This is a genomic window from Shinella sp. GW821-FHT11G07, from assembly GCF_058808115.1.
This window is the reverse complement of the sequence record NZ_JBXARJ010000010.1, coordinates 229,294-241,626: the sequence shown is the minus strand read 5'-3', so window position 1 is coordinate 241,626 and position 12,333 is coordinate 229,294. Positions and strand designations below refer to the sequence as shown.

Below are 12,333 nucleotides of genomic sequence, written 5' to 3'. Positions count from 1 at the left end.
GGATTGGGATCATGGAAATGCTGGCTGGCTCCGTTGGCTTTGTGACGGGCTATATCATTCCCTTCCTGGTCGTGTTGACGCTCATCGTCTTCGTGCACGAGATGGGTCACTACCTGGCCGGCCGCTGGTCGGGAATCGGCATTACGGCCTTCTCGGTGGGCTTCGGTCCGGAGATCTTCGGCTTTAACGACCGGCATGGTACGCGCTGGAAGCTTTCCGCCATCCCGCTCGGCGGCTATGTGAAGTTCCTCGGCGACGACGATCCGGCCTCTATTCCGGATTATGATTCCCTTGCGGCGCTGCCTGAATCCGTACGCAAGCGCACGTTCCTCGGAGCCGCCCTGTGGAAAAGGGCGATAACCGTGGCCGCCGGCCCGATTGCCAATTTTGTGCTCGCCATCGCCATTTTTGCCGTGATGTTCTCGATCTATGGCCGACAGATCGCAGATCCGATCGTGGCGGAAGTCCGTCCCGGCAGTGCCGCCGAAGAAGCCGGCGTGCTCCCGGGTGACCTGCTCGTGGCACTCGACGGCCACCCAGTGGCAACGTTCGATGACGTACGCCGCTATGTCAGTGTTCGTCCCGAACTGAAGATCACGGTTACCGTCCGCCGCGATGGCGCAGACCTTGATCTCCCGGTGGTGCCGAAGCGTGCGGAAATCACCGATCAGTTCGGCAACAAGATCGAACTCGGCCAGATCGGTATTGTGACCAGCCAGGAGACCGGCAATTTCCGCGTCGTCGAATACGGTCCGATCGAGGCCGTGGGGCAGGGCGTGCTGCAAAGCTGGCATATCGTGACGGGCACGTTCGACTATCTATCGAATCTCGTGACGGGTCGCATGAAGGCCGATCAGCTCGGTGGTCCCATCCGTGTTGCGCAGGCTTCCGGCCAGATGGCGACGCTTGGTGTTGCCGCATTGCTGCAACTGGCCGCCGTCCTCTCTGTTTCCATTGGACTTTTGAACCTTATGCCGGTTCCGGTACTTGATGGCGGCCATCTGATGTTCTATGCGGTGGAGGCTATCCGGGGCAGGCCTGTCGGGCCCGGGGCGCAGGAGATAGCATTTCGCATCGGCATGGCGCTGGTGCTTATGCTGATGGTCTTCGCGACCTGGAACGACATATCCATGCTTCTTGGCTGAAAGTTTGCCGGCACGTCCGGCGGAGATTAAAGGGGAGCCGCAGTCCGACGGGCAGTCTTGCTAAGGCTCTGTTTACCGTAATGAAACGCATTTAGTGACCTTAGGGCCACTGTTTGAATTGAAGTAAACAGAAATTAACGCGTGACCTTGCTTGTATGGCAAAAGCGGTTAAAACGGCAAACGTGACCGGAGTCGGGTGTATGCCCGCCGGGACGTTGAAACGAAGGTAAGTAGTGAAGATGAAAGCTGGTTCAAACTTTTTGAACGCCGTGTCGGCCGTTGCATTGTCGGCCAGTATGGTTGTCACGGGCGGCTCTTTTGCCACGCTTGTCTCCGCGACTGCCGCTGAAGCGGCTGTCATCCGCAGCATTCAGGTGCGCGGCGCCGAACGTGTCAGCGCTGATACCGTAAAAGCCAACGTCACGATTACCCCCGGCAAGAATTTTTCGAATACGGACATCGACGCCTCCGTGCGCCGGCTGTTTGCGACCGGCTACTTCTCCGACGTGAAGATCACCGTTTCCGGCAGCACGCTCGTTGTCACCGTCAACGAGAACCAGCTGATCAACCAGGTCGTCGTCAACGGCAACCGCAAGATCAAGGACGACAAGCTTCTGCCGCAGCTCCGCTCGCAGTCGCTGGGTCCGTTCAGTCAATCCGCCATCGAGGCCGACATTCAGACGATCCGGGAGGCCTATGCTTCCATCGGCCGTAGCGACGCGACCGTCACCACGGAGACCTATCCGCTCGGCAATGGCCGTGTGAACCTTGCCTTCGTCGTCGACGAAGGGGATCGCACGAAGATTTCGCAGATCAACTTTGTTGGCAATCAGGCCTATAGCAACAGCCGCCTGCAGTCCGTCATCATCACCAAGAAGTCGAACTTCCTGTCGTTCCTGACCCGCAAGGATGTCTATAACGAAGACAAGCTACGCGCGGATGAAGAAACGCTGCGCCAGTTCTATTTCAACAACGGTTATGCCGACTTCCGCATCGTTTCGTCCGAGGCTGTCCTGGATGAAACGAGCAATGAGTATGTCATCACCTTCACGGTCGATGAAGGCCAGCGTTACGACTTCGGCCAGATGAATGTCGAATCGACCGTCGAAGGCATTGATTCCCAAGAGCTGCAGGGCTTGGTCGAATCCCGCCCGGGCAAGACGTACCGCGCCAAGGACGTCCAGAGCACGATGTCCGAGATTTCCCAGCGGGTCGCTGCGAAGGGGTATCCGTTCGCCCGTGTTACGCCACGCGGCAACCGCGATCCGGGTTCCAGCACGATTGCCGTGGACTATCTGGTTGACCAGGGCGAGCGCGCGTATGTTGAGCGCATCGAGATCCGCGGCAACACCCGCACGCGTGACTACGTCATTCGTCGCGAGTTCGATATCGGCGAAGGCGACGCCTTTAACCAGGATGTGATTTCGCGCGCAAAGCGTCGTCTCGAGGCACTCGGTTACTTCTCGTCCGTGAACATCTCGACGGCGCCGGGCAGTGAAGCTGACCGTGTTGTTGTTGTTGTCGATGTTCAGGACCAGTCGACCGGTTCCTTCGGTATCGGTGCCGGTTATGAAACCGGCGACAAGGGCGGCGTGAAGCTTGAGGCTTCGATCGAAGAGAGAAACTTCCTTGGTCGCGGCCAATATATTCGCGTTTCTGCCGGTGCTGGCTCGAATTCTCGCGACTACAACCTTTCGTTCACGGAGCCTTATTTCCTAGGCTACCGTCTCGCAGCTGGTTTCGATATTTTCAGCAATGAAGACCGGAGCGAAGACTTCTACGATCTGAACACGCGCGGCTTCAATCTCCGCGTGACGGCTCCGATCACGGAAGACTTGTCGACAACGCTGCGCTACAGCTACGCGCGGCTCGACTACAAGACTTCGCTAGACTTCGATGATCCGGATGACAGGGAAGAACTGTCCAGCCCGTACTGGGATGTGGTCAATAATGGTCCTTGGGTTCGTTCCGCTATCGCACATAGCATGACGTTCGATACGATCGATGATCGCACGCTCCCACGTGACGGCATTTTTGCCCAGGTCACGCAAGAGTTCGCAGGGCTGGGTGGTGATTCCGAGTTCTACAAGATTTCGGGTAAGGCGCGTTACTATCATACACTTCTGGAAGACGCGGATGTCATCGGCTCCATCGCCGTCAGCGGCGGTCACATGTGGGGCTTTGGCGACACCAGGGTCTATGACCAGTTTAACCTGTCAGGAAGCGACTTGCGCGGCTTTGAATCCAGCGGGATCGGCCCGCGGGCAACGTCGACGGGTGATGCACTCGGTGGTACGACGTTCTTCACAGCCTCTGCCGAAGCATCCTTCCCGCTGCCGTTCGTGCCGCGTGACGCTGGTTTTCGTGGTGCGTTCTTTGCCGATGCCGGTACGGTCTACGGCAACGACGTCAAGGTCAACCAGTTTGGCATTGACGACAAGGTCAAGGGCACGGACATGACACTGCGCGCCTCGGTCGGTGCCTCCATCATCTGGGCGTCGCCGTTCGGTCCGTTGCGTTTCGACTATGCGATCCCGGTCAAGAAGGAAGACTTCGACGAGACGCAGCGCTTCAAGTTCGGCATTGCGACCCAGTTCTAAGACGGGCAGTCCAGAACTGCGCAAAACGGACGTTCTGGAGTCATCGCGTGATGGAACACAATTGGTTTTTTCCGCCCCATGACGGTATGCGTCTGGGCGACCTGGCGGTGGTGCTTGGGGCGGAACTCGTGGATGGAGCGCATGCTGACCGCATCGTGCGGACTGTTTCGCCAGTAAACCGGGCGAAAAGCGGCGATCTCTGTTACATTCTCTCCCGTAAATTCCGCAATGAGCTCGCGACGAGCGAGGCAAGCGCGATCCTGTGTGACCGCGCGTTCGTTTCCCTCATCCCGCCGCACATCGCCATTCTCGTTTCCGCGCGTCCCCACACGGCGTTCGCACGTGCCGGTGAACTGTTGCACCCTGCGGCCATGCGACCGGAGGCGATGACATCTGCTCCGGCCGGTATTGCCGCCTGTGCCTATGTCGATCCCGAAGCGCGCCTCGAACCCGACGTTTCCGTCGAGCCCATGGCCGTCATCGGCAAGGGCGCCGAGATCGGTGAGGGCACGCGCATCGGCCCCGGGGCGATCATCGGCGCTGGCGTCAGGATCGGCCGTAACTGCACCATCGCTGCAGGTGCGACAGTACAATACGCGCTGATCGGCAATGATGTCATCATCCATCCGGGCGCCCGCATCGGCCAGGACGGGTTCGGCTATGCGCCGGGTCTCAAGCCAGGCATGATCAAGATCGTCCAGATCGGCCGCGTCATCATCCAGGACAATGTGGAAATCGGCGCCAACACGACGATCGACCGCGGCACGATGGACGATACGGTGATCGGCGAGGGGACCAAGATCGATAACCAGGTCCAGGTCGGGCACAATGTGCGCATCGGCCGCCATTGTGGCATTGTCAGCAAGGTCGGAATCGCCGGCAGCACCCGCATCGGTGATGGCGTCATGATCGGCGGTGCGTCGGGCATCAATGGTCACATCACCATTGGCGATGGCGTGCAGATTGCCGCCATGAGCGGTGTCGTGGCCGATATCCCGGCCGGCGAGAAATATGGCGGCGTTCCGGCGCGGCCCATGCGCGACTTCCTGCGCGATATGGCGGAAATCGCCATGCGTTCCAGTACCCGAGTCCAGAAAAAGGGGGGCAATGATGAGTGAAGAGACCAAGGCAACGCTCGGCGTGGCTGACCTGCGGGAAATCTTGACGCTGCTTCCCCATCGTTATCCCTTCCTCCTCGTCGACAAGATCATCGAGATCGACGGCGACGAATCGGCGATCGGCATCAAGAACGTCACGGTCAACGAGCCGCATTTCATGGGGCATTTCCCGGATCATCCGATCATGCCCGGCGTCCTCCTGATCGAAGGCATGGCGCAGACGGCGGGCGCGATCTGCGCGCGCAAATCGCGTGTCGGCACGAACCTCGTCTACTTCATGACGATCGACAATGCCCGCTTCCGCAAGCCTGTCGTGCCCGGCGATCGTGTCGAGTACCACGTCACGAAGCAGAAGCAGCGCGGCAATATCTGGAAGTTTCACTGCGACGCAAAAGTTGATGGGCAACTCGTCGCGGAAGCTGATATCGGCGCGATGATCGTGAAAAAGGAAGACGCCTGAAAATGATTGCTGCCAGCGCGAAGATCCACCCGCTTTCCGTCATAGAGGACGGCGCTGTCATCGGTGAGAATGTCGTCGTCGGGCCCTTCTGCCATGTCGGTCCCAAGGTCGTTCTCGGCGAAGATGTGGAGCTTCTGACGCATGCAGTCGTGACCGGGCGGACCGTCATTGGCCGCGGCACGCGCATTTTCGCCAATGCCGTCATCGGCGGCGATCCGCAGAGCGTGCATCACGACGGGGCGGAAACCACGCTTTCCGTCGGCGCCATGTGCGTTATCCGCGAAGGCGTGACGATGAACACCGGCACGACCGAAGGCGGCGGCAAGACGGTGGTGGGTGACAACAACCTGTTCCTCGCCAATTCGCATGTCGCGCATGACTGCCAACTTGGCAATCATATCATTCTGTCGAACAATGTCATGCTTGCCGGCCATGTCACGATCGAAGACCGGGTCATTCTCGGCGGTGGTTCTGCCGTCCACCAGTTCACGCGCATCGGTCGCCAGGCGTTCATCGGCGGTCTTTCGGGGGTGTCCTACGATGTGATCCCTTACGGCATGCTGAACGGCAATCCCGGCATTCTGGGCGGCCTCAACGTCGTCGGCATGAGCCGTGGCGGCATGGAAAAGGCGACGATCCATCAGGTCCGTCGCGCCTTCAAGCAGATTTTTGAGGGCGAAGGCTCCATCCGTGTCAATGCCGCGGCGATCCGCGACGAGTATGCGGACAGCGAACCGGTCATGCACATCCTTGACTTCATCGCCGCCGACAGCGACCGTGCGCTGTCCTCCCCGAACCGGGGTAACAAGGGCTGAGTGGCATGGCGGACGGCCGGTCCGAGCAACGCGACCGGCTGGCGATCATCGCCGGCGGAGGGCTCCTGCCACGCTATGTCGCCGACGCGGCGCGCGCCCGTCGCGAAAATCCCTATATTCTCGCGCTCACCGATGAGTCCGGAGAGGACTGGTCTGACTTCGACCACCAGGTGATCTCGATCGGCAACTATGCCGGTATCGGCGCGGCATTCCGCGCCAAGGGCATCGGCCGCGCGGTGCTGTCCGGCTCCGTCCGCCGCCGCCCCGAATGGCGCGATATCCATGCACCGTTCAAGGCACTGCTCGCGCTGCCATCGGTTGTTCGCACGCTGCTAAAGGGTGGCGACGATGCCGTGCTTAAGATGGTCATCCGCCTGATCGAAAGCGAAGGCGTGCATGTCGTCGGTGCCCATGACATCGTGCCGAACCTCCTGGGGAGCGAAGGCCCTCTTGGCGCCGTAAAACCGGATGCGGCAGCCGAAGCCGATATTGCCGCTGCTGCTGCTGCCGCGCTGGCGCTCGGTCGGCTGGATGTAGGGCAGGGTGCTGTGGCACTTGGCGGCCGCGTGGTCGCCCTGGAAGGGGCGGAGGGCACGGATGCGATGCTGGAGCGCGTGGCGCAGTTGCGCGCCCTGGGCCGCATCTCCGCACGTCGCAAGGGCGTGCTGGTCAAGCTCTGTAAGCCCGAGCAGGATCTCCGGGCCGACCTGCCGTCGATCGGTGTCGAGACGTTGCGGCGTGCCCGCGCGGCAGGCCTGGCCGGTATCGCCATCGAGGCGGGGCGGTCGCTCGTGCTGGAGCGTGAGGCGCTTGTCGCGGAAGCCGATTCACACGGTCTTTTCGTGACCGGCATCGTACCGGGAAGAACGGAGAGCCGGCGATGACGAAAGCTGCGCTGAAAGTTGGCGTGATTGCCGGCGAGGTATCGGGCGACCTGCTCGGCGGCGATCTGATCGCCGCCTTGCGCGAAGCCCATTTGGGTTCGATCGCGCTTGTCGGCGTCGGCGGCGAGGCGCTGGAACGGCAAGGGCTCACCTCCCTGTTCGACTTTTCCGAACTCTCCATCATGGGCATATCGCAGGTGCTGAAGCGCCTGCCATCGCTGCTGCGCCGCATTCGCCAGACGGCGGGCGCCATCATTGCGGCGCACCCGGACGTGCTTATCATCATCGACAGCCCGGATTTCACCCACCGCGTCGCGCGTCGCGTCCGCAAGGTGCTGCCGGACCTGCCGGTGGTCAATTACGTCTGCCCGAGCGTCTGGGCGTGGAAGGAAGAGCGCGCGCCACGCATGCGCGCCTATGTCGACCATGTCCTGGCGCTGCTGCCTTTCGAACCCGCTGTCATGGAGCGCCTCGGCGGCCCGGCAACGACCTATGTCGGTCACCGGCTGATCAGCGATCCCGATGTCCAGCGGGTCCGCGCAGCACGTCTGGCGCGGACGCAAGACGCTTCCGACGCACCCCTCTGCCTGCTGCTGCCTGGCTCCCGCGCTACCGAGATCACCCGCCTCCTGCCAGTCTTCGGCCAGGCAGCGCGCGAGATGACCGCCCGCAATCCCGCCACCCGGTTTGTACTGCCGACCGTGCCGCGCCAGGAAGCGCTTGTGCGCAAGTTGACGACGGACTGGCCGGTGAAGCCGCAGATCACCGTCTCGACTTCGGAAAAGTGGCAGGCTTTCGCCGAGGCCGATGCGGCGATCGCGGCATCAGGCACCGTCATTCTCGAACTGGCGCTGGCCCGCGTGCCCGTCGTTTCCACCTACCGCTTCGACTGGCTCGCCAACCTCTTCCTTCGCAAGATCAAGATCTGGACCGCAGCGATCCCCAACCTCATTGCGGATTACACCGTCGTGCCGGAATATCTCAATGAACAGGTGCGCCCGGGCAGCCTCGTACGCTGGTTTGAACGGCTTTCCGTCGATACGGCTGAACGCCGCGCGATGCTGGAAGGCTATGATCTTGTGCATGAACGCATGCGGACCATCCGCCCGCCTGGCGAGACCGGGGCGGCGGTCATCCTTGATCTGCTCGCAACAAAAAAGCCCGGTCAAAACTGACCGGGCTTTTTCTTTTCGGCGGCGCGCTGTCAGCGCTTGGAAACCGGCACGTAGTCGCGCTTCGGTTCGCCGACATAGAGCTGACGCGGACGGCCGATGCGCTGTTCCGGGTCCTCGATCATCTCGTTCCACTGGGCGATCCAGCCGACCGTGCGGGCGAGTGCGAAGAGCACGGTGAACATGGTGGTGGGGAAGCCAAGCGCCTTCAGCGTGATGCCGGAGTAGAAGTCGATGTTCGGATAGAGCTTCTTCTCGATGAAGTACTCGTCCGTCAGCGCAATGCGCTCGAGTTCCATCGCGACTTCCAGCATCGGGTCGTCCTTGATGCCGAGCTCGCTGAGAACCTCGTGCGTCGTCTTCTGCATGATGCGCGCGCGCGGATCGTAGTTCTTGTAGACGCGGTGGCCAAAGCCCATCAGGCGGAACGGGTCGTTCTTGTCCTTGGCGCGGGCGACATATTCCGGAATGCGATCGACCGAACCGATTTCGGCGAGCATGTTGAGGGCCGCTTCGTTGGCGCCTCCATGGGCAGGACCCCAGAGGCAGGCAATGCCGGCCGCGATACAGGCGAACGGGTTGGCGCCCGAGGAGCCGGCGAGGCGCACGGTGGAGGTCGATGCATTCTGCTCGTGATCGGCATGCAGGATGAAGATGCGGTCCATGGCGCGCGCCAGAACCGGGTTCGCCACATAGTCTTCGCACGGCACGGCAAAACACATGCGCAGGAAGTTCGACGCATAGTCGAGGTCGTTCTTCGGGTAAACGAAGGGCTGGCCGATATGGTATTTGTAGGCCATGGCGGCGATCGTCGGCATCTTGGCGATCATGCGCAGCGACGCAACCATGCGCTGGTGCGGATCAGTGATGTCCGTCGAGTCGTGATAGAAGGCCGACAGCGCGCCGACACAGCCGCACATGACGGCCATCGGATGCGCGTCGCGGCGGAAGCCGGTGAAGAAGCGCGACATCTGCTCGTGCACCATGGTGTGGTGCGTGACGCGGTAGTCGAAATCATCCTTCTGCGTCTTGGTCGGCAATTCGCCGTACAACAGCAGGTAGCAGGCTTCGAGGAAATCGCCGTGTTCGGCCAGCTGCTCGATCGGATACCCGCGGTGCAGCAGAACGCCTTCGTCGCCATCGATATAGGTGATCTTCGATTCGCACGAGGCAGTGGAGGTGAAACCGGGATCGTAGGTGAAGGTGCCGGTATTCTTGTACAGCGTGCCGATGTCGATCACATCGGGGCCGATCGTACCGGATCGCGTCGGCAAGTCCACCGTCTTGCCACCGACTGACACACCCGCGCTAGTTCCTGTCATAACGATCCTCCGTTGTTTCCAATGGTGGCACGAAGCTGTGCCGTATCCATGAACATGCTCGTTTTGCTAACCCATTTGTCCGATGCTGCCAAGCAATACGAAAGGCAAATTGTGCATTGCGAAAACAGGTTTTCCGGCAACGCAATATCTACCCTTTCCATGAAGTTGCAAGCAACTTTTGAGAGTGCTTTCCACGATGCGGAGGGCGCATCCATTATGTCTGACTTAGCACTTTCGGCATGTACTGCAGATTGAAGATTTCTCCATTCGATTGCACTATGCCAGTGGGAACGGGTGGGGCCGAGCCATGGGCAGGATCGACATCGCGGAACGACGGACGGCGTCCGAGGCTGATGCCTCGCACGGCGTGCCCGCCGACGCGTCCCGAGAGCTCGCGCCGCTCGACAAGCCGTACCGGCCGGCTTCTGTTCTTCTCCTGCGTGCCATCGGCCGCCTGCGCGAACGCCTTGCCGGACGGCAAACGGTGGCAGCCGCCTTTGCCGAGGAACGCGCACACGGCCATTTCCTCCTTTTCGTTCCCGTCTTCCTCGGCATAGGCGCCGCGCTCTGGTTTTCCGCAGCGTCGGATCCGTCGCCCTACGCATTGATCCTGCTTGCCTGTGCCGCGCTCTGGCCCGCCTTGCGGCTGCGGCATCGTGAAAGCCTCGTGGCGCTCGCCGCGGGGGCCGCATTCCTCGTTCCGCTCGGTATGCTGCTTGCGGCCGGAGAAACCGCCCGCCTTGGCACCGTCATCCTGGATGCGCCGGTGACGACGGAGGTGAGGGGACGCGTCCTGTCTCGCGAGAGCGACGATCGCGGTGCAATCCGCTATCGCATTGCACTCGAAACGACGCGCAAACCCACCCTGAACCGCATGCCCACTGTGGTGACACTGCTTGCCCGAAGCCGGCATGAGCCGATCGCCATCGGCGGCGGCATTGCGGGGCGCGCCCGCCTTGGCCCGCCCTCCGGTCCCGCATTGGCGGGGCTCAACGATTTCACCTTCGATGCCTACTTCGCGGGCACGGGCGCCGTCGGCTATTTTTACAGCGTGCCGACCGCCGCGACGACAAACGCGCCCGGCCTCTACGACAGAATACGGCAACGGATCGCCGCCTGGAGAAACAACCTCACCGAGCATATTCGGGGGCGCATCGGCGGGGATGCGGGGGCCATTGCCGCGGCCCTTGTCACTGCCGAGCAGCGAGCAATTGGCGACGACACGGTGGAAGCGCTGCGGCAGGCGGGCCTTGCCCATGTCCTTGCCATTTCCGGGCTGAACATGGTGCTCGCCGCCGGAACCTTCCTCGTCGGTGCGCGCATGCTGATGGCGCTGATTCCGGGTTTTGCCGAGCGCTACCCGGCGAAGAAATTCGCGGCCGTCGGCGCCCTGGTGATGGTGACGCTCTATATTCTCGTTTCGGGTGGCGCGATTTCGGCCATGCGCTCCTGGATCATGATCTGCGTGATGCTCGTCGCCGTGCTGTTCGGGCGCGCGGCCATCAGCCTGCGCAACGTGGCGATCTCGGCCATCCTCATCCTGCTGGTCACGCCGTCTGCCGTGACGAATCCCGGTTTTCAGATGTCCTATGCCGCAACGCTGGGCCTCGTGGCCGGCTACGCCGCGTGGCGCGAGCGTCCGGTCCAGCGCGAAAGCCGGGGAGGGCCGTTTGCGCTGTTCGGCGGAGCCGCCGGCCGCTTCTTCGGCGGGCTTATCCTCTCCTCGCTGATCGGCGGCTTTGCGACGCTGGTCTACTCCATTGGCCATTTTCACCGAATCCCAGCCTATGGGCTTGCCGGCAACCTGTTGGCCATGCCGGTGATCAGCACCATCGTCATGCCCTTCGGTCTGATCGCCGTGCTTTTGATGCCCTTTGGCCTCGATGCCATTCCCTTCGCGATCATGGGCAAAGGCATCGAGTGGATGATCACGCTGTCGACATGGGTAGCCGGCTGGAAGGGCGAGATCGTCACCGGCCGCATCCCTGCAACCGCCTTCTTGCTCATCGGCATCGGCAGCGGCCTCGTCTGCCTTCTGCGCACCCGACTGCGCCATGCCGGCACGCTTCTCGTCGTCGTCGGAATCCTTGCCGCCGGCTGGCCCGGTGGAGGCACAAGGCCGGAGATTCTCGTGTCGGAAGATGGCCGCCTGGTCGCCATTCTGCATGGCGAGAAAGCAGCGACCAACCGCACACGGCCACCGGATTTCATCTATGCGCAGTGGCGGCGCGCCCTTCGTCTTGAAACACTTCTGAAACCCGAGATTCGCAAGACGAGCGGCCTGACAGTCGACACCGAGAAGGAGGACCCCGCCACTACGGCCAGGCAGAAGCGACCCCGCCGCGAAGCCGACCGGCAGAAGGCCAAGGCCGCCATGGCCGCAGCATTCGATGCAGCCCGCACCCGCGACGGCTTCATCTGTGAGACAAAAGCCTTCTGCGCCGCCATTTCCCCTAGCGGCTGGCGCATCGTGGCGCTGGAAGACCTCGCCTTCCTCGGTACGGCCTGCGACGAGGCAGACCTCGTCATCGTGCCCGTCGCAATCCGTTTGGAAGCTTGCCGTTCAGGTGCACGCCTCATCACGGTTCGCCATTTGAGGCAAACCGGCGCCCTGGAAATCCTGCCGGCAGCCGATCACGCAAACTCCGCCCTCTCCGACGCCCTTTTTAACTCGGCCGTTGAAACGCTTCATCGCCCCTGGTCACGGCACCGTACCTATGATTGGCGTACGGGTACCTATGAAGCGAGCGGAGCGGATGACAGTGCGTCGTGATCTCTAAAGTTCACTCCCCACGCCTTGGCTTCTCAATGTTTTGC

Annotated in this window: 9 protein-coding genes; 8 read left to right on the top strand and 1 reads right to left on the bottom strand. The window is 61.7% G+C overall.

What is annotated here, in order from left to right; genetic code table 11:
• Nucleotides 1–11 precede the first annotated feature (11 nt).
• From rseP to lpxB, 7 genes are all read left to right on the top strand, one after another.
• A complete protein-coding gene (rseP, locus tag AC1RT2_RS20755) occupies nucleotides 12–1,145 on the top strand; it encodes an RIP metalloprotease RseP (protein ID WP_493104925.1) in 1,134 nt (377 codons plus the stop codon).
• A gap of 239 nt (nucleotides 1,146–1,384) precedes the next feature.
• The gene (gene bamA, locus AC1RT2_RS20750; RefSeq protein ID WP_493104923.1) at nucleotides 1,385–3,745 is read left to right on the top strand and encodes an outer membrane protein assembly factor BamA; all 2,361 of its coding nucleotides are present in this window, start codon (nucleotides 1,385–1,387) and stop codon (nucleotides 3,743–3,745) included.
• 50 nt (nucleotides 3,746–3,795) lie between these two features.
• Nucleotides 3,796–4,863 (top strand): UDP-3-O-(3-hydroxymyristoyl)glucosamine N-acyltransferase, encoded by a 1,068-nt coding sequence (gene lpxD / locus AC1RT2_RS20745; protein ID WP_493104978.1) that lies wholly within the window; start codon nucleotides 3,796–3,798, stop codon nucleotides 4,861–4,863.
• Nucleotides 4,856–5,323 (top strand): 3-hydroxyacyl-ACP dehydratase FabZ, encoded by a 468-nt coding sequence (gene fabZ, locus AC1RT2_RS20740; RefSeq protein ID WP_069061401.1) that lies wholly within the window; start codon nucleotides 4,856–4,858, stop codon nucleotides 5,321–5,323. The genes lpxD and fabZ overlap by 8 nt, the downstream gene beginning before the upstream one ends.
• On the top strand, nucleotides 5,320–6,138 hold the full coding sequence (lpxA, locus tag AC1RT2_RS20735) for an acyl-ACP--UDP-N-acetylglucosamine O-acyltransferase (protein ID WP_493104976.1): 819 nt from the start codon (nucleotides 5,320–5,322) through the stop codon (nucleotides 6,136–6,138). The genes fabZ and lpxA overlap by 4 nt, the downstream gene beginning before the upstream one ends.
• 5 nt (nucleotides 6,139–6,143) lie before the next feature.
• Nucleotides 6,144–7,022, top strand: coding sequence for an LpxI family protein (locus tag AC1RT2_RS20730; RefSeq protein ID WP_493104921.1), 879 nt, complete (start codon nucleotides 6,144–6,146; stop codon nucleotides 7,020–7,022).
• Nucleotides 7,019–8,197, top strand: coding sequence for a lipid-A-disaccharide synthase (gene lpxB / locus AC1RT2_RS20725; protein ID WP_493104919.1), 1,179 nt, complete (start codon nucleotides 7,019–7,021; stop codon nucleotides 8,195–8,197). The genes AC1RT2_RS20730 and lpxB overlap by 4 nt, the downstream gene beginning before the upstream one ends.
• 29 nt (nucleotides 8,198–8,226) lie before the next feature.
• On the opposite strand, the gene gltA is transcribed toward lpxB, so the two are convergent.
• A complete protein-coding gene (gene gltA, locus AC1RT2_RS20720) occupies nucleotides 8,227–9,516 on the bottom strand; it encodes a citrate synthase (RefSeq protein WP_069058836.1) in 1,290 nt (429 codons plus the stop codon).
• Nucleotides 9,517–9,823: 307 nt separating this feature from the next.
• On the opposite strand from gltA, the gene AC1RT2_RS20715 reads away from it, so the two are divergent.
• The gene (locus tag AC1RT2_RS20715) at nucleotides 9,824–12,289 is read left to right on the top strand and encodes a ComEC/Rec2 family competence protein (protein WP_493104917.1); all 2,466 of its coding nucleotides are present in this window, start codon (nucleotides 9,824–9,826) and stop codon (nucleotides 12,287–12,289) included.
• The last annotated feature ends 44 nt before the right edge of the window (nucleotides 12,290–12,333 follow it).

Bases quoted from the DNA above. Each gene is read 5' to 3' on its own strand.
- rseP (WP_493104925.1), top strand. From the start codon at position 12: ATGGAAATGCTGGCTGGCTCCGTTGGCTTTGTGACGGGCTATATCATT.
- bamA (WP_493104923.1), top strand. From the start codon at position 1,385: ATGAAAGCTGGTTCAAACTTTTTGAACGCCGTGTCGGCCGTTGCATTG.
- lpxD (WP_493104978.1), top strand. From the start codon at position 3,796: ATGGAACACAATTGGTTTTTTCCGCCCCATGACGGTATGCGTCTGGGC.
- fabZ (WP_069061401.1), top strand. From the start codon at position 4,856: ATGAGTGAAGAGACCAAGGCAACGCTCGGCGTGGCTGACCTGCGGGAA.
- AC1RT2_RS20730 (WP_493104921.1), top strand. From the start codon at position 6,144: ATGGCGGACGGCCGGTCCGAGCAACGCGACCGGCTGGCGATCATCGCC.
- lpxB (WP_493104919.1), top strand. From the start codon at position 7,019: ATGACGAAAGCTGCGCTGAAAGTTGGCGTGATTGCCGGCGAGGTATCG.
- gltA (WP_069058836.1), bottom strand. From the start codon at position 9,516: ATGACAGGAACTAGCGCGGGTGTGTCAGTCGGTGGCAAGACGGTGGAC.
- AC1RT2_RS20715 (WP_493104917.1), top strand. From the start codon at position 9,824: ATGGGCAGGATCGACATCGCGGAACGACGGACGGCGTCCGAGGCTGAT.